This window comes from Kribbella sp. NPDC104740 (genome assembly GCF_055583505.1).
In genome coordinates, this window is record NZ_JBVJNV010000001.1 from 1382026 (window position 1) to 1399808 (window position 17783).

15 protein-coding genes are annotated in these 17783 nt (G+C 70.3%); 9 read left to right on the plus strand and 6 right to left on the minus strand.

The window, feature by feature from the left end:
- Positions 1–182: 182 nt before the first annotated feature.
- The 4 genes from mtrA (at position 183) to ACZ6Z4_RS06420 (ending at position 5540) form a co-directional block, all read left to right on the plus strand.
- Positions 183–860 (plus strand): MtrAB system response regulator MtrA, encoded by a 678-nt coding sequence (mtrA, locus tag ACZ6Z4_RS06405; protein ID WP_077013824.1) that lies wholly within the window; start codon positions 183–185, stop codon positions 858–860.
- A gap of 167 nt (positions 861–1027) precedes the next feature.
- Positions 1028–2587, plus strand: coding sequence for an MtrAB system histidine kinase MtrB (gene mtrB / locus ACZ6Z4_RS06410; RefSeq protein ID WP_363676666.1), 1560 nt, complete (start codon positions 1028–1030; stop codon positions 2585–2587).
- A complete protein-coding gene (locus ACZ6Z4_RS06415) occupies positions 2584–4416 on the plus strand; it encodes an LpqB family beta-propeller domain-containing protein (RefSeq protein ID WP_465558797.1) in 1833 nt (610 codons plus the stop codon). The genes mtrB and ACZ6Z4_RS06415 overlap by 4 nt, the downstream gene beginning before the upstream one ends.
- Before the next feature lie 626 nt (positions 4417–5042).
- Positions 5043–5540 carry a GNAT family N-acetyltransferase gene (locus ACZ6Z4_RS06420; RefSeq protein WP_465558799.1) on the plus strand — a complete coding sequence of 166 codons (498 nt, stop codon included), beginning with the start codon at positions 5043–5045 and terminating at the stop codon, positions 5538–5540.
- 144 nt (positions 5541–5684) lie between these two features.
- Here ACZ6Z4_RS06420 and ACZ6Z4_RS06425 read toward each other — a convergent pair whose 3' ends face one another.
- From ACZ6Z4_RS06425 to ACZ6Z4_RS06450, 6 genes are all read right to left on the minus strand, one after another.
- Positions 5685–7052, minus strand: a complete 1368-nt coding sequence (locus ACZ6Z4_RS06425) for a PepSY-associated TM helix domain-containing protein (RefSeq protein ID WP_465558802.1) — start codon at positions 7050–7052, stop codon at positions 5685–5687.
- Positions 7053–7083: 31 nt separating this feature from the next.
- On the minus strand, positions 7084–7683 hold the full coding sequence (locus ACZ6Z4_RS06430; RefSeq protein ID WP_465558804.1) for a DUF5134 domain-containing protein: 600 nt from the start codon (positions 7681–7683) through the stop codon (positions 7084–7086).
- 188 nt (positions 7684–7871) lie between these two features.
- Complete coding sequence (locus ACZ6Z4_RS06435) at positions 7872–10106, minus strand: heavy metal translocating P-type ATPase (protein ID WP_465558807.1); 2235 nt, start codon at positions 10104–10106, stop codon at positions 7872–7874.
- Entirely contained in the window at positions 10103–12076 is a 1974-nt protein-coding gene (locus tag ACZ6Z4_RS06440; protein WP_465558809.1) for a cytochrome c oxidase assembly protein, read from the minus strand. Before ACZ6Z4_RS06440 ends, ACZ6Z4_RS06435 begins: the two co-directional genes overlap by 4 nt.
- Before the next feature lie 132 nt (positions 12077–12208).
- Complete coding sequence (locus ACZ6Z4_RS06445) at positions 12209–12676, minus strand: vitamin K epoxide reductase family protein (RefSeq protein WP_465558812.1); 468 nt, start codon at positions 12674–12676, stop codon at positions 12209–12211.
- A 3-nt stretch (positions 12677–12679) separates the two neighbouring features.
- Positions 12680–13582 carry a DUF929 family protein gene (locus ACZ6Z4_RS06450; protein ID WP_465558814.1) on the minus strand — a complete coding sequence of 301 codons (903 nt, stop codon included), beginning with the start codon at positions 13580–13582 and terminating at the stop codon, positions 12680–12682.
- Positions 13583–13963: 381 nt separating this feature from the next.
- Here ACZ6Z4_RS06450 and ACZ6Z4_RS06455 point away from each other — a divergent pair, with 381 nt between their 5' ends.
- The 5 genes from ACZ6Z4_RS06455 (at position 13964) to ACZ6Z4_RS06475 (ending at position 17598) form a co-directional block, all read left to right on the plus strand.
- Positions 13964–14347: a DUF4440 domain-containing protein gene (locus ACZ6Z4_RS06455; protein WP_465558816.1), complete on the plus strand. Its 384-nt coding sequence runs from the start codon at positions 13964–13966 to the stop codon at positions 14345–14347.
- 167 nt (positions 14348–14514) lie between these two features.
- Positions 14515–15171: a sigma-70 family RNA polymerase sigma factor gene (locus ACZ6Z4_RS06460; RefSeq protein ID WP_465558818.1), complete on the plus strand. Its 657-nt coding sequence runs from the start codon at positions 14515–14517 to the stop codon at positions 15169–15171.
- A 30-nt stretch (positions 15172–15201) separates the two neighbouring features.
- Positions 15202–15801 (plus strand): sulfite oxidase-like oxidoreductase, encoded by a 600-nt coding sequence (locus tag ACZ6Z4_RS06465; RefSeq protein ID WP_465558820.1) that lies wholly within the window; start codon positions 15202–15204, stop codon positions 15799–15801.
- A 149-nt stretch (positions 15802–15950) separates the two neighbouring features.
- Positions 15951–16655, plus strand: a complete 705-nt coding sequence (locus tag ACZ6Z4_RS06470; protein ID WP_465558823.1) for an SDR family NAD(P)-dependent oxidoreductase — start codon at positions 15951–15953, stop codon at positions 16653–16655.
- 175 nt (positions 16656–16830) lie between these two features.
- The gene (locus ACZ6Z4_RS06475; RefSeq protein WP_465558825.1) at positions 16831–17598 is read left to right on the plus strand and encodes an SDR family NAD(P)-dependent oxidoreductase; all 768 of its coding nucleotides are present in this window, start codon (positions 16831–16833) and stop codon (positions 17596–17598) included.
- Positions 17599–17783 lie beyond the last annotated feature (185 nt).

Genomic DNA, 17783 nt, shown 5'->3' on the forward strand with positions numbered 1-17783 from the left:
CGGTCCACGGACCCGCATTGCCGGGGGCTCGCCCGGCGATCCGGCGTGTGCACTACCTGGGGAATGGGACACTATCCGTAGTGCGGCCCGGAGTCGCACCACCTGATTCGACGAACCGGACCGGCAGACGGCAAGCGGCAACGGCAGGCAGGGAGCAGGGCGTGGCAGAAGGCAACCGGACGATGCGAGGACGCGTTCTCATCGTCGACGACGACACGGCGTTGTCGGAGATGCTCAGCATCGTGCTGCGCAACGAGGGCTACGACACCTATCTGTGTGCGACCGGTGACAAAGCGGTACCGGCGTTCCGGGAGTTCAAGCCCGACCTGCTGCTGCTCGACCTGATGCTGCCCGGCATGGACGGGATCGACGTCTGCCGCGCGATCCGGGCCGAGTCCGGCGTCCCGATCGTGATGCTGACCGCCAAGAGCGACACCGTCGACGTGGTGCTCGGGCTGGAGTCCGGCGCCGACGACTACGTGGTGAAGCCGTTCAAGCCCAAGGAGCTGGTGGCCCGGATCCGGGCCCGGCTGCGCCGGATGGACGAGCCCGGCCCGGAGTCGCTGACCATCGGCGACCTCACCATCGACGTCGCCGGGCACTCGGTGAAGCGCAGCGGCGAGACCATCCAGCTCACCCCGCTGGAGTTCGACCTGCTGGTCTGCCTGGCCTCCAAGCCCTGGCAGGTGTTCACCCGTGAGGTCCTGCTCGAGCAGGTCTGGGGCTACCGGCACGCCGCCGACACCCGGCTGGTCAACGTGCACGTCCAGCGGCTGCGCTCCAAGATCGAGAAGGACCCCGAGCACCCGGAGATCGTGGTGACGGTCCGCGGCGTCGGCTACAAGGCGGGTGCGGACTGATCGAGTACGGCCGCGACGACGCGTCGCAGGCGGACAAGCCGGACACCGCACCGGAGCCTCGCGGGACCGAGATCGAGCTCACCGCCGCCGGGCTGGACTGGCACGCCCAGCCGGCGCCGTTCTGGCGCACCCACCCGGCCCGCTGGCCGGACATCTGGCGGCGCTCGATCCAGGCCCGGATCGTCACCGGCACGCTGCTGATGTCGACCGTCGTCCTGATCCTGGTCGGCTGGGTGATGATGAGCCAGGTCACCGACGGCGTCCTGGAGTCGCGCCGGACCAGCGCCCAGACCGAGGCCGCCGCGCAGCTGAACGCGCTGTCCAGCTCGATCAACGCCGCCGACCCGGCGACGATCACCCAGAAGCTGACCGAGCTCGTCCAGAACTCCAACCGGGCCGGCCTGTACGACGTGGTCCTGATGCCCACCGACAACTCCGGCTCGGTCCTGATCCAGCAGACCGGCGGCGTGGTCAGCAACTCGGTGCCCCAGGAGCTGCAGTCCTCGGTCGGCAGCGACCCGACCGTGCTGTGGGACACCTACACGCTGATCAACTACGAGGGCCGGCCGAGCGCACCGGGCCTGGCGATCGGCTCCCAGGTCCGCGTCGACTCCACCGGCGAGCGGTACGAGGTGTACTTCCTGTTCCCGCTCACGGCCCAGCAGGAGACGCTGGACGTCGTACAGCGGGCTCTGCTCACCGCGGGTCTGCTGCTGGTCGTGCTGCTCGGTGCTGTGGCCTGGCTGGTCACCCGGCAGGTGGTGACCCCGGTGCGGATGGCCCGGCGGATCGCTGAGCGGCTGGCGGCCGGCAAGCTCGAGGAGCGGATGCAGGTCCGCGGCACCGACGACCTGGCCCGGCTGGCGGTCTCGTTCAACAAGATGGCCAGCAACCTGCAGCAGCAGATCCGCCGCCTGGAGGAGCTGTCCCGGCTGCAGCGCCGGTTCGTCTCCGACGTCTCCCACGAGCTGCGCACGCCGCTGACCACCGTCCGGATGGCCGCCGACCTGCTGCACGAGACCCGCGACGAGTTCGACCCGATCAGCCGCCGCTCCGTCGAGCTCCTGCAGAACGAGCTGAACCGCTTCGAGGAGCTGCTCGCCGACCTGCTCGAGATCAGCCGTTTCGACGCCGGCGCGGCCGCCCTCGACCTCGAGGACGTCGACCTGCGCGACATCGTCGCCCGGGTCCTGGAGAACCACGAGACCCTGCTCGAACGCAAGGGCTGCGAGGTCCAGCTCGACATGCCCGAACCGTGCCGCGCCCAGGTCGACGCCCGCCGGATCGAGCGGATCCTGCGCAACCTGATCGGCAACGCGATCGAGCACAGCGAAGGCCGGCCGATCCTGATCAGTACGGCGACCGACGACGACGCCGCCGCGGTCGCCGTCCGCGACCACGGCATCGGCTTCCGCGCCGAGGAGGCCGAGATGGTGTTCAGCCGGTTCTGGCGGGCCGACCCGGCCCGCGCCCGGACCACCGGCGGGACCGGCCTCGGCCTGTCCATCGCGCTCGAGGACGCCCGGCTGCACGGCGGCCGGCTCGACGCCTGGGGTGCGCCCGGCGACGGCGCGTACTTCCGCCTCACCCTGCCCCGCCGCCCGGACGTCACCCTGTCCGGCTCCCCGCTGCCCGCGCGTCCCTCCGACGCGTCCCGGGTGGTCCCGGAGATGCTGGTCGACGTCGGAGCGCCGTACCAGAAGCTGACCGGCGGTGACGACCTGTGAAGCGACGAGAGACGCCGCCAGCACGGACGGCGAGCCGGCGGTGGCCGGCTCCGGGATCCGCTGCTCGGTTGCTGGGCGCCGGGCTGGCCGTCGTACTGGTTGCTGCCGGGTGCGCGTCCGTGCCCACCGAGGGCCAGATCCGCAACGGCAGCAAGAACGCCGCCGCCGCGTCCGGCGGCCGGGTCGGCGTCGAGGCCCAGGTGCCGCGGACGAACGCGAAACCCGCCGCGCTGGTCAGCGGGTTCGTCGAAGCGATGTCCGACTTCAGCAACTACGACACCGCGCGGCAGTACATGACGCCCGCCGCGGCCGCGAAGTGGGAGCCGGAGAAGGGGATCACGGTCTACGACCAGTCCTCGACCAAGGCGCTCACCCAGGTCCCCGGCACCAACACGATCCGGCTCCGCGCCCCGATGGTCGGCACCATCGACGCCCGCGGCAGCTGGTCGTCCGCGCCGCGCGGCGCGATGGTCGACTTCAACTTCACCGTCCAGCAGGCCGACGGGCAGTTCCGCGTCTCCAGCGTCCCCAACGGGACCTTCCTGCCCAACAACCAGCTCGAGTCGCGGCTCGAGCCGTACGCGCTGTACTTCGCCAACCGCGACCGCGACATGCTCGTCCCCGACCCGATCTTCCTGCCGCAGCTGCCGCCCGGCCAGGTCGCGACCCGGCTCGTCCAGGAGCTGCTGAAGGGCCCGACGAACCGGCTCGGCAACGGCGTCGGCACCGCCGCCCCGCCCGGTACGCAGGTGAACGTGTCCGTGCCGGTCGAGCTCGGCGAGGCAACCGTCGAGCTGAGCAAGTCCGCCGCGGGCCTGTCCGCCGCCGACCGCGGCGTACTGGCCGCACAGATCATGTGGACACTGCGCCCGATCAGCACCCGGGTCCGGATCACCGTCGACGGCGCCGGCCTGGTCGAGAACAGCACCGACGCGCTCCAGTTCGCCAACTACGCCCAGTTCGACCCGACCGTACCGATCCCGCAGATGAAGGAGCTGTACGGCGTCGTCAACCAGAAGATCGTCCGCGCCAACCTCGACAGCGCCACCACCATCGGCATCACCCGCCTCGACGACAGCCTGCTCTACCGGTACGCGGCCGAGAGCTTCGCCGTCGACCCCCGCGGCGAAACCGGCGCCGTCGTGACCGAGACCGCCGGCGAGAAAGTCGTTGCCATCGGCCCGCTGGACGCCGCGACCGACGACGACGACAAGGTCGATCTGGTCCCGACCGACGGGACCGTCCTGCGCCCCAGCTTCGACAGCCAGGACAACCTGTGGATCCTGGACCGCGCCGCCGGCGACAACCCGCGGCTGCGGGTCCGCTTCAAGGACGGCAAGATCGCCGAGGTCCGCACCACCTTCCAGGGCCGCACACCGGTGCAGCTCCGGATGGCGCCGGACGGCGTACGGGCTCTGCTGGTGATCCGCGAGAAGAACGGCCAGAAAACGGTCGAGACCGCGACCATCACCACCGACGACGCCAAGCGCCTGCAACTCAGCCAGCCGCGACCGCTGCAGGTCCCGCTCTACGACATCACCGACGCGACCTGGAACCAACTCGGCGTCCTCGTCTCCGGCCGCCCCACCCCGACCGGCGCCCGCCAACCCTGGCTCGTCAACGTCGACGGCTCCGCGCCCCGCATCATCCCGGGGTCGCCGAACAACGCCTTCCAATCGGACGTGCTGGCCTCGAACCCGAACATCGACACGCTGCCCGTCGTCCGCGACACCGAAGGCGTCACCCACTGGCAAAGCAAAGACCTGAACTGGTCGGAGCTCGAGGAAAACGACCAGCCGATCAAGATGACCCCGGTCTACCCGGGCTGATCCCTGTCGGGATTCGCCCCCACGCGGTCGGCGGGCGGGTGCTTCGAGCCCACCCGCCCCCGCTGGGTCGGGCTGCGTGGTTGGTGGTGATCCCCGTCGGGTTTTGCCCTCACGCGGTCGGTGGGCGGGTGTGGGCGAGCCCGCCCACCCCCTCTGGGTCGGGTTGCGTGGTTGGTGGTGCTGCCCGTTGGGTTGCGCTCGCATGTAGTCGGCGGGCGGAGGTGGGCTTGCCCGCCCGGCCCGTCTGCATCGCGTTACGTGGTTGTGGGCGGTCCTGGTCGGGTGGCGCCCGCATGCGGTCGGTGGGTGGGTGTGGGCGAGCCCGCCCCGCCCCCTCTGCGTCGCGGTGCGTGCTTGCGGGTGATCCCCGTCGGCTTCTGCCCCACGCGGTCGGTGGGTGTGGGCGTGTCCACGTCGACACCCACCACCGACTAACCACCACCAGCCACGGCGTGTCGCGCCGACACGCCGGTGCTGCGGGAGGTTGGACAGTGGTGGGCGTCGGCGTTCGGTCCGAGGCACGCCGAAACGCAAGGGCCGACATCGATCTGGTTCGACGTCCGGTCCGAGGCGCGCCGAAACGCGCGGGTCTGCGGCAGGTCGATGGTGCCGTCAGGATCAGCAGCATGATCTTGCAGACGAATCGCCTTGAACTGGTGCCGCTCGGGCCGGAGCACGCGGACGACTTGTGGAGTGTGTACTCCGACCCCCAGGTCGCGCGCTACGTCGGCGGTGACTCCCTGACCCCGGAGTCCACCCGCGCGCAGACCGAGCGATGCACGCGGGAGTGGGCTGAGCGCGGCTACGGGCAGAGTGCGGTGATCGTGAAGGAGACCGGCCAGTTGGTGGGCCGCATCGGGCTCAGTCATTGGCCTGAATGGCGGGAGGTCGAGCTCGGCTATGCGCTGCGGCGGTCCGCTCAGGGGCGAGGGTTGGCCCGCGAGGGGGCGATGGCCTGGATCGAGTGGGCGAGGGGGAATCTCGCCGACGACCACCTGACCGCCGTCATCCATCCCGACAACGCTCCGAGCGCTCGCCTGGCCGAACACCTCGGGTTCACCCTCGGACGCGAGGACACCGTCAACGGCGTTGGCGTGAACGTCTTCTGCCTTCCGCTTCGGTGATTCGAGCTGGTGAGGAAAAGTTCGGGGGCAGTACGAGACGTGGGATTTCGGGTGCTGTGCGCCGGGTTGGCCCCAGTGCGGTGCCATCCGGCGCCGGCGACCCCGAGGTGAGCCGAGGGCTTTGCGCCTGGGGGAGGCGCTCGGTCAGCGAGCAGGCGCCCGTGGCGTTCGCAGGGTGCGGAGGACGTCCAGGACGAGGAAGAGCAGCAGTGATCCGCCCAGCATCGGGGCGAAGACTCCGATCGGGACGGCGGCCAGAGCGATGACCAGGACGGCGAGTCGGTGCGGAGTCCGGGCGGGCGGCGGCGTGAGAGCGCGGCCGTCTCCTGCTCCGCGCGGGCGGCGGAGCCACCACATCCGGTAGCCGAGGCAGATCATGACGATCAGGCTGATCGCGAGGGCCGCGAGCACGATCTGGTTGGCGAGCCCGAACAGCAGACCCATGTGGGCGTCGATGCCCCAGCGGGCGAGTTTGGCCGCGATGGGCCAGTCCGCGAAGTCGACGCGCTGGACGACGGCGCCGGTCGCGGGGTCGAGGGCGATCTGGTCCTGTTTCTCCGGCCAGGAGCGTTTCGCCTGTCCGGCCAGCCAGGCGCCCTGCGCCGCGGGAACGATGTCGATCACACCGTCCAGACCGGCCGCCCGGGCGGACTGCTCGGCTCGCTGGACGGCGGCGGGAATCTCCGTCGCGGTGACGCTGCCGACCTGGCCGGCTGTGGTCAACGGGGAGGGCGTTGTCCAGGTCAGGTTCGCGCGCAGCGCACTGACGTTCGCGCCGGCGAACTGTGACCAGGTCAGACCGGTGGCCGACAGGAACAGCATCCCGGCCAGGATCCACAGACCCAGCGGGCCGTGCCAGCTCAGCGCGCGGCGGCGGCCCGGCTTGGTGCCGGCCGGCAGGACGAGGCGCTTTCGCTGACCTCGCTTGCGCCGGCGAACGATCCAGAGCAGGCCGCCGCTGAGCGCGAGAACCCACAGCCAGCTCGCCGCCAGTTCGCTGTACAGCCGGCCGAAGTCGCCGAGCAGCAACGTCCGGTGCAGCCCGTCGAACCAGGCCCGTACGGGAAGCCACTCGCCGAACGTCGTCAGGGTGCCGCGGACCTGTGCGGTGTACGGGTCGACGAACGCGGTCTCGGAGTACCCCTCGGGAACCGACGGCGTGCTGAAGCTGACCCGCGTGGTGTCGGTCGGCCGAGATGCGGGCCTGACCTCCGTGATCACCCCGTCGGGCTGGGCCGCCTGAGCGGCCCTGACCTGATCGGCCAGCGGGAGTGGTGCCTGACCTGCCTGTACGGACACGTAGTCGGAGTACACCAGTCGCTCGATCTGTGGGGTCGCCGTGTAGAGCAGGCCGGTGGTGGCCGCGACCAGGATGAACGGTGCGACGAACATCCCGACGAAGAAGTGCAGCCGGATCAGGACCGGCTGGAAGCCGTCGCGCCACCAGCGGACCTGCTGCGGTCGGTCGATCCGCGTCGACGGTTCTTCGGTGCGCAGCGCATCGGGGTTCACGGCAACTCTCACTCTCCTCGGGGACGGGCGGTCAGCGGATCATCAGGACGAGCATCGCGGCCATGCCGACGGCCATCAGCGTGTGGCAGACCGCGTGGACCCGGGCCTGGCCCGGCCGGCGGACGTGGAGAAGCCACCAGAATCCGCACAGCGTCGCAGCGGCAGTCGCGATCCCGTTGAGTACGCCTACCCAGCTGTCGGGCGCTGCTGCCGCCGTACCGGCTGTTGCGACCGGTGCCGCCCCGCCGTGCCCGGCATGGCCTGCGTGACCTCCCGTACCGCTGCCGGAATCGCCCATCAGCAAGGGCATCGCGGCGAGCATCCAGATCATCGCCAGGTTCATCAGGACGTGCGCCGCGGTGTCCGCGACGCGCTCGAAGACCGGCAGCCAGTCGACCCGGATCACGGCGAGCGAGAGCAGCGCGAAGATCGCCACCTGGACCCAGGTCCCGATCCGGCCCGAAGGCCACCAGATCATCACGAGCATCGCGGCGCTCATCACCGCGTGGTTCAGGTGCAGCACCCGGCCGCGGAGCTCGGCGTGTGCCCGGTCGGTCCACCACCACAGGCTCTGCCCGAGGGTCACGGCGAACAGGACCGTCAGCAGGAGGTTCCAGGGGCTGGTGAACACGGTCGTTGCTGCTCCGATCTGTGGCACGAGTTCCGCGGGTCGTCGACCGCCGTCATGGAGATGCGCTGGGTGCAGACATCGATGAGGTAGTCGGACGGGAGCCTGATTCAGTTCCCGCCGATCGGCACGAGTTCTTCACCACCCGATGACCCGCGGGAACGGTGCTCCGACGAGATCCGGGACAACGGCTACCCGGTGATCGCGTCCGGCGCCTGATCCGGGGTGGTGCCGAAGTCGCGCAGGCGGAGGCTGTTGAACGTGACGAACAGCGAGGACAGCGACATGGCGCCGGCGGCGATCAGGGGATTGAGCAGACCGGCGGCGGCGATCGGGACGGCCGCGAGGTTGTAGGCGAAGGCCCAGCAGAGGTTGTGGCGGATGGTACGCCGCGTCCGGCGGGCCAGGGCGATCGCGTCGCTGACGACGTGCAGGTCCTCGCGGACCAGGACGATGTCGGCGGACTTGAGGGCGATGTCGGTGCCGGTGACCAGCGCGAGCCCGAGGTCGGCGGTGGCCAGTGCGGCGGCGTCGTTGATGCCGTCGCCGACCATGGCGACGGCGTGGCCGTCCTCGCGGAGCCGCTCGACGACCGAGGCCTTCCCCGTCGGCAGGACCTCGGCCCGGACGTCGTCGATGCCCAGCGCCTCGGCGACCGCGCGGGCTGCTGGTTCGGCGTCGCCGGTCAGGAGAACCGTGCGCAGGCCCTGCTCGTGCAGGGCCTGGATCGCGCCGGCCGCGCTGGGGCGGATCGTGTCGGTCAGGCCGAGGACGCCGACGAGTTGCTGGTCGACGGCGACGTACACGCTGGAGGTCGAGGTCAGGGCCGTGGTGCCGACCGCGATGTCGAGATCGCGGAGCAGCGCAGCGCTGCCGACCACGACGAGGCGGCCCTCCGACGTACCGGTGACGCCCAGACCCGGGCGGACCTCGAACGTCGAGACCGGCGCCGGAACAACCTGGTCGGCCTCGGCCCGGCGTTCGACCGCGCGGGCGATCGGGTGTTCGGAGTGCTGCTCGAGGGCGAGGGCGAGACCCAGCACGGTTGGCCGATCGAGGTCTCCGGTGAGCTCGACCGTCTCGACGGTCATCTCGCCGGTGGTGAGGGTGCCGGTCTTGTCGAGCACGATGGTGTCGATGACACCGCTCGCCTCGAGCGCGTCCTGTCCCTTGATCAGGATGCCGAGCGAGGCGCCGCGGCCGATCCCGACCATCAGCGCGGTCGGCGTGGCCAGGCCGAGGGCGCACGGGCAGGCGATGACGAGGACCGAGATCCCGGTGCCGATCGCCTGGCCGGCCGGAGCGCCCGACAGCGCCCAGGCGGTCGCGACCGCGGCGGCGAGCACGATGACGGTCGGTACGAACCAGGTGATGACCTTGTCCACCGTGTGCTGGATGCGCGCCTTGCGCTCCTGCGCCCGCTCGGCGACGGCGGCCATCTGGGCGAGCTGGGTGTTGGCACCGACAGCGGTCGCGGTGACGACGAGCCGGCCGTCGGTGCTGATCGAGCCACCGATCACCTGATCACCCGGTCCAGCGGTGCGAGGCATCGGTTCGCCGGTGACGACGGAGGTGTCGACCGCGGCCGCACCCTCGCTGACCACGCCGTCGATCGGGACGATCTCACCGGCCCGTACGACGACGGTGTCGCCCTTGACCACCTGGCCGGTGGGGATCTCGATCTCGGCGCCGTCCCTGCGGACCCGGGCGATCGGCGTCGCGAGCCGGCTCAGCGCACTGAACACGTCGGCGGCGCGTCTGCGGGAGCGCGTCTCGAAGTACCGTCCGGCCAGCTGGAACACGGTCATCCCGGCCGCGACGTCCAGGTAGAGACTGCCCGAGTCGACGCCGAACCAGGACTCGGCGGTCGGCGGGGTCCCGGCGACGACCGAGACGACGGCCCAGCCGAACGACACCGCGATCCCGAGCGAGACCAGGCTGTCCATGCTGACGGCGCGGTGCCGCAGGTTGCGCAGGGTCGCCCGGTGGAAGGGGTACGCCGCCCAGGTGACGATCGGGAGCGCGACGAGGACGCAGACCCAGTCCCAGCCGGGGAACCGCAGGCCGGGAACCATCGCGAGGACGATCGTCGCGTCCATCAGCGGGATGGCGAGCAGCGTGGCCACCACCAGGCGCCGGCGCAGGTTCGCCACCCGGCGCCGCGAGATCTGGTCGGCCAGTTCGTCGCCGGACTCCGGATCGCGAACCGCCGCGTGGTACCCGGCGCGGTCGACGGCGGCCGTGGCCCGGTCGGCCAGGTCACCGCCGGATCCGGTGACGACGGCTCGTTCGGTGGCGTAGTTGACGCTGGCGGTGACGCCGTCGAGTTTGTTGAGCGCGCGTTCGACGCGGTTCGCGCAGGCGGCGCAGGTCATCCCGCCGACGGTGAGCTCGACCGTCGCCGCCGCGGGTGTGGTGACGGTCATCGGGGGCTCTCCGTGCGGGATCGGTTCGTCGTACCGGCCGAGCGCTGGGCGAGGCGTTCGAGCATCGCGTTGTACGCGTCGTGGGAGTCGTCGAGGCCGCTGTCGAGGTGCCGGTCGATCCGCCGGGCGGCCTTGTTGTCCTGAACCGCCCACTGCAGGGCGAGCACGGCCACCACGATCAGCAGCGGGATCTCGCCACCGGCCCAGGCGATCCCTCCGGCGACCTGCTGGATGTCGGGCAGGTTCCGTGCCCAGGGCAGTTCGAGGTGCTGGTAGAACGCGTCACCGACGACCGGTCCGTCGGCCATCAGGATGACACCGAAGAACGCGTGGAACGGCATCGCGGCCATCACGAACCCGAGCTTGGCCAGGGAGGGGAGCCGGCGCGGGGTCGGGTCGACGCCGATCACCACGCCGAAGTACAGGCAGCCGATCAGCAGGAAGTGCACGTTCATCAGCTGGTGGGCCCAGTGGAACTTCATCAGGACGCCGAACGCGTCGGTCAGGTACAGGGCGTAGTACGAGCCGATGTAGACGGCGAAGACGAGCAGCGGGTGGTAGAGCGCGGTCAGCTGCCGGGAGTGCAGCGCGGCCACGATCCACTCGTGCGGCCCCGGCTGCTGGTCCTTCGGGGACGGCGGCAGCGCTTTGAGGGCGAGCGTGATCGGCCCGGCCAGGACGAGCGGGATCGGGACCAGCATGCTCAGCGTCATGTGCACGGCCATGTGGACGGCGAAGTCGGCACCGGAGTACTTGCCCAGGCCGGAACTCGTCACCACGACGATCAGCGTCCAGCCGATCGTCCAGGCGATCGTGCGCCCGACGGGCCAGCGTTCTCCGCGCCGGCGCAGGCGGCGGACCGCCAGGTAATAGGTGCTGAGAGCAACGACCGCCGCGGCGGCGAAGAGCAGGTTCGGGCGCCACTGGCCGGCGAGGCTCGCGAACGCGGGAGGCGTGGTGAGGTCGAAGCCGAAGAAGATCTGGCTGATCGAGGTCGGGACGAAGAACTGTGGTGGCGGGATCCGTTCCATCACCAGTCCGCCGGTGACGAAGGCTGCTGCTCCCAGGGAGAGCAGCAGCGCGCCGGGCAGCAGTCGTGCTCGCGCGGTCGCGAGGAGGCCGAGCCCGGCGATCCCGAGCGCGAGCAGACGCAGTACGCCGAGGCGGCCGGTCGCCGTACCGAAGGGACTGCTGCCGGCGAGCTTGAACCAGAGCAGGACGAGCTCGGTGACGACGAGGACCAGGAGCAGGATCGCCGCGGCCGGACGCCAGTGCGGACGCTCGACGGCCCGCAGCCTGCGGCCGGTCGCGAGTCGCAGGGCTTGGACGACGACGATTCCGAAGAGCAGCTGGACGGCGACTGTCTGACAGATCGCGGCGTCGCTGCCGAAGTCGTGCCGCGGACCGACCAGGACCTGTCCCACCACGACCGGAGCGAGCGACCCGATCAGTGCTGCGGCGAGGGCGATCAGGTAGCTCACCCAGCGCAAGGTGCTCATCGCGGTGATCATCACGAGCAGCGCGGTGGCGCAGGCGACCATCCAGGATCTGCCGAAATCGCCGGAGAACAAGGCGAAGCGGACCGCGGACAGGTCGCCGAACCGGGAGAGCGCGAGACCGTTGGCGTCGGCGGAGTCGAGGAACACCAGCAGACCTGACGCGACCAGCCAGGTGCCGGCGGCACGGCGCAGGATCGTCGGCTCGAACCATTCGCCGATCTCGAGCTGCCGGAGCGCGCCGGCCGCTTTGACCGGCCGCGTCCGCCCGGTCAGCAGCGCGGAGGCCAGCGCGCCGACCGTCACCAGCGACGCGATGGCGGCGACAGCCCGTACGAGCGTCGCGACGACGCTGGTCAGGCGGCCGGGATCGTCGCGGCTGATCGGCAGGTAGCTGTCCGGACCCCAGACGATCGCCGCGATCACCGGGGCGGCGATCGCCAGCAGCGCCGACAGTTGCAGCCAACCGGACAACGATCGGTGGGAACGTCGTTCGGTCCGTGGTTCGCCTGTCGGCACGTCGCTTCCGATCATTGGTTGCCTGGTCGTCCAATCGGCAGGACGAACGACGTGGCCGGGCAGTTCCCCGGTGCTGCTGTGAAATGGTCAGCCGGGCGCCGGCCCCAGCGCCTGGCGGACGGCCACCAGGGCGAACAGGACCAGGGTCAGCGCATGGACGACGGTGCACCACAGGCAGATGGCGTCGATCCGGAAGAGCTCGGCCCAGATCAGGTAGCAGACGAAGGCGACTCCGGTGACGACGCCGGTGAGGCGGAGGCGGGTCGGCCACGGGTTCGGCGTACGCCAGAGGGGTGGGAGCGCCAGCGCCGTCATGCCGGCGAAGAACGCGAGTCCGAGGAGGGCGACCGGGACGCCGAGCAGGTCGGAGTACTGGCTCGTGGTGACCTTGACGCAGTTGACGACGCCGGTGTCGGGGCAGGCCAGGGTGGTGCCGGCGGTGAAGTGCTCGTAGGTCAGGTACGCCGAGACCAGGAGGCCCGCGGCCGAGAGCAGCAGGATCGTCCAGGGCAGGGGGCCGAGGGCGGTCCGCTGCTCGGTCGTTGTCGACGGCACGGGTCAGCTCTTGCCGAGGCTGCCGGTGGCGGCGGTGATCGCGGGACTGGTGCAGACGTCGGCGGGCTTGTTGCCGGTGACCTGGCACAGCGCGGCGGTGTAGAGGTTCGCCGACCCGTCGATCGCCTTGGCGATCGGGCTGCCCGGGTCCTTCAGGGCGTCCGCGATCTCGCTCTGCGTCTTCCCGGCGAGCAGTTCGGGACTGTACGTCGCACCGGCGGAGACGAACTTCCCGCCGAGATCGACGAACGGGATCGACCCGCCGCTCTTCACGTACGGCGGCTGGTTGTAGGTGTCGACGACCTTCTCGTCCTCGGCGGTCGGTGTGTCCAGCGGCGCGTACTGGCCGTCGACCTTCTCGTTGGTCGTGGTCTCGACGCCGGTGAACGACAGGAACTGGCTGGTGTAGGTCGCGCCGTGGAACGACAGCGTCGCCGTGTTCGGGAACACGTCGTCACCGGCGGAGTGGGTCGTGCCGAGGTCCTTGAACGAGCCGAAGCGGGACAGCGCGACGCTGACCGGCCAGCGCTCGGCCGCGCAGAACGGGCAGTACTCGGCGCCGACGTACAGGACCTTCGGCTTGCCGCCCGCGGTCAGCGCGGGCGCGGTGATCGCCGAGGGACTCGCCTGGACACCGTCGGTGCCCACCTTGTCGAAGGTCGCCGCAGGCACCGACGACAGCGCGCCGGTGATCGCCGCGTCGGCCTGACCTGACGCTCCGGTGGTCGCCTCCTTGCTGCCACCGACCAGCCGCACCGTCACCAGCCCGCCGACCACGACCACGACGGCCACGACTGCGCCGGCGGCCACCAGCACCCGTCTGCGTCGCTCCGCCCGAGCCTGCGCAGCGAGCTCCGCCGCCACCCGCTCCCGGACCTGAGCCTTCTGCTCGGCACGCCTGGCCATCACATCTCCTCCGGTCGATTCACCAAATACATAACTGCCGAATACAACCGGAAGTTCCGCGATCACCGCCTCCTGGTTCGCGGGGTGATTTCCAGTTGGGTGCGGAAAGGTTCGGGGCGGCTCCTGACACAGGGGAGACATGTCAATCGAACTGGGTACGAAGCTGCCGCCCTGGGCGGGTGCCTGATGGCCGTCACCAGGGGTTTGTCGGGCGGCGGTCCGCGGAGTCGTCGCGGGTGCCGCCGGAGGATGAGAACGTGTCGATCACCGTCGAGCGGCTCGAGGACGGTGAGGTCTCGCCGTTCCTGGTCGACGAGCGGGTGATCACGGCGGCACGTACTGCCTCGATCTGCCCGGAACGACCGAACTGAAAGGTTTCTGATGACCATCCAGACCCCGCCCGACCCGACCGCGGCCGACAAGGCCGGGCAGTTGCCGGCGGCAATCACGAGGTTCCTGCGCGAGGCCGATCCGCAGCACAAGGCCAACGCGCCCGACCTGTTGGCGGCGTTCGCGGCCGATGCGGTCGTGGTCGACGACGACGGCCAGGTCTACACCGGGCACGACGAGATCCACCGGTGGCGGTCGGCCGAGTCCAGCGAGTACACGTACACGGTCGAGGTCAGCCACGTCGAGATGGTCGGCGATACCCGGTACGTCGTCACGCAGCACCTCGAAGGCGATTTCCCCGGCGGCACCGTCGACGTGATCTACCGGTTCACGCTCGCCGGCGGGCTGATCCAGCACCTCGAGATCGCGCCCTGAACCATGAGTGACCAGTTGCGGGGAACGGCGCGACGGTCGAAGGCCGCTATCTAGTGGACTAGATCGACCAGTTGACCTCTCGCTGGCGAGTAGACTCGGACTGAAATGGACGGTATCGTCCATTGTGTTCTTGTATCAGCCGCTACAAACGATCTCTGGAGAGCGAAGTGGTCGAGTCCCTGCCCCAGGCGCGGTTCGTCTCCGCCGAGGCGGCGGCGGAGAACCAAGCCTGGGTCAGCGACTTGACCAGCACCGGCGACCGGCGCGAGCTGGCCAGCCGGCGCCTGTACGACGTACTCCTGCGCGCGGCCCGCTCCGAGGCGGGCCGCCGCGCCGCGCGGCTGCGGCTGGCCGGTCCCGAACTGGACGACATCGCCCACCAGGCGGCCGCGGACGCGTTGCTCGCGATCTGCGGCAAGGTCGAGACCTTCCGCGGCGACTGCAAGTTCACCACCTGGGCGTACAAGTTCGTGATCTTCGACGTCGGCGCCAAGGTGAACCGGCACTTCTGGCAGCGCGCCGGGGTCGCGTTCGACGAGGAGGACTGGGAGCGCCTCCCGGCCCGGCTCGGGGTCGGGCCGGAGGCGCACGCCGAGAGCCGCGACCTGATGGCCGCCGTACGCCGTGCTGTCGACGAGACGCTGACCGCCAAGCAACGCACGGTCTTCGTCGCCCTGGTCCTGAACGGCATGCCGACCGAGGTCCTCGCCGAGCAGCTCGGCGCAACCCAGAACGCGATCTACAAGACGATGTTCGACGCCCGCCGCAAGCTCCGCACGGCCCTGACCGCCGCGGGCTACCTGCCGGAGCATCAGCCCGCGTGAGAGCATCGCGACACAGGTCGGGAGGTTCAGATGGCAGTCGTCAACCGCGGCTTCGAGGGACGGGGCAACTCCGGCGAGCGGGAGCTTCCGCCCGGGCAGCATCTCACCACTGACTTCCCGGTGCTCTCCGCGAGCGTCACCCCGCTGATCCCGAAGGACAAGTGGGAGCTGACGCTCACCTCGGAGACCGGCGCCGAGCGCCGGTGGACGTGGCGCGACCTGCGCGCGCTGCCCACCGAGTCGGTGGTCGCCGACATCCACTGCGTCACCCGGTGGTCGAAGCTCGACACGACCTGGGAAGGCGTCTCCGTCGACACACTGCTCGCGGACGTGACCACGGAGGCGACCCACGTCCTGGTCAGCTCGTACGGCGGCTACACGACCAACCTTCCGCTGACCGACCTCCTGGGCGGGAAGGCTTGGATCGTCCACCGGTACGACGGGAAGGACCTCCCGGCGCTGCACGGTGGTCCGGTCCGGTTGCTCGTGCCGCATCTGTACTTCTGGAAGTCGGCCAAGTGGCTCAACGGCCTGCGGCTGCTGCAGCGCGACGAGCCCGGTTTCTGGGAGCGCGCCGGGTACCACAACCACGGCGATCCGTGGCGCGAGGAACGCTACGAGTTCGACTGAGCTACCTGACCACGTGGCTCGGGCCGGCGATGGACTCGGTCCGGGCGAAGGTACCGGCGCGTAGGTAAGAAGCGGTCGCCGTCCGTGCTCCAACAGGCATGTTCACAGGCGAGAGACCGGGAAAACCGTTCGATGGCAGAGTCGCGCTGGTGTCCGGGGCCGGCGGCGCTGTCGAGCGGGCGATCGCCGAGCAGCTGGGGGCCGCCGGGGCGGCGGTGGCGGTCGTCGCACAGTCGCCGGCCCGGGTGGACGCCACGGTCGCGGCGGTTCGCGGGGCCGGTGGTGAGGCCGACGGGTTCACCGCGGACCTGAGCGATCCCGAGTCGGTGCCGGCGCTCGTCCAGGGGGTCGAGCAGGTCTTCGGCGAGGTCGACATCCTGGTCAACCACGCGGCGACGGTGGCGCCGCTCGGCGGGGTCAGCGCCCTCGAACCGGCGGCCGTTCTGCACGCGTTCACCGTCAACGTCGCGAGTGTCGTGGTGCTCGCGGGTGCGGTGATCCCGCCGATGCTCGATCGGGGCTGGGGCCGGATCGTCAACGTGTGCGGTTCGGTCGGCGACCTGGTCTCCTGGCCCGGTGGCAACATCCACGCGGCCTGCGTCGCCGCGGTCGAGGCCCACACGGTCAACCTGGCCGCGGAGCTGGCCGGTACCGGGATCACGGTCAACGCGCTCCGCGCCCACCGGCCCGGTACGGCGCTGCAGAACTGGCTGGGCGGCGTGGATCCCGAGGCAGTCGACGACCCACTGATCCGGCGCTTCATCGTGAGCGTCACCGAGCACGCGACGGGCGAGTTCGCCGTACCGATCGTGGATCAGCTGATGACCACGCAGACCGGCCGGATCTGGAGCTAGAACCGGCCGGCCCGCCGGGAACCGGCGTACAGCTCGCTGTGGACGATCATCGGCCTCCCTTCCCGAGCACCCGGTTGGTGAGTGTCGATTCGCCTTGCTGTCTTACCGATCTGGCGTAAGACGCCGTACCGGCGCGACACAGACGAGGTGAACTCGACGCGAAAGGGAGTGTGTGATGGGGAACTTCGACGGACGCAAGCTGGTGGTGGTCGGCGGCAGCAGCGGGATGGGCCGGCAGACCGCCGTGGACCTGGTGGCGCAGGGCGCCAAGGCGGTGATCGTGGGCCGCAACCAGGCCAAGGTGGACGAGACGGTCGCCGAGCTCGGTGCCGACCGGGCCTGGGGGATCACCGCGGACCTGGCCGATCGTGACCAGGTCGAGGACGTGCGCAAGCAGCTGGCCGAGGACCACCCGGACACCAGTCTGCTGGTGAACGCGGCGGGGTTCTTCATCCCGAAGAGCTTCCTGGACTACGAGGGGACGGACTACGACGCCTACCTCGAGCTGAGTCGCGCGACGTTCTTCCTGACCCAGACCGTTGTGCGCGGGATGCAGGTCGCCGGGAACGGCGGCTCGATCGTGAACATCGGGTCGATGTGGGCGCACCAGGCGGTCGCGGTGACTCCGGCCACCGGGTACTCGATGGCGAAGGCCGGGCTGCACGCGCTGACGCACAACCTGGCGATGGAGCTGGCCGGCGAGGGCATCCGGGTGAACGCGGTCGCGCCGGCGGTCGTCGCGACACCGCTGTACGAAGGCTTCATCCCGAAGGACCAGCTGGCGCAGGCGATCCAGGAGTTCGACGCGTTCCACCCGCTCGGCCGGGTCGGTACGGCGAACGACATCGCCGCGGCGATCACCTTCCTGCTGTCCGACCAGGCGAGCTGGGTCACCGGCGCGATCCTGAACGTCGACGGCGGCGTGATGGCCGGACGGAGCTGATCGGACGCGCGCGCCGGGTCAGACCGGCGCGCCGCGGCGACACCATCGAAGAACCGCGGTGAGGAGGCCCGGATGAAGATCCTGCTGGACGACGAGAGCTCCCGGATCGTCGAGGACGCGGAGCTGGGGTACTACCGAGCTCCGGATCCGGGCGGAGGCCGCCGACGCGCTCACACCCCAACTCG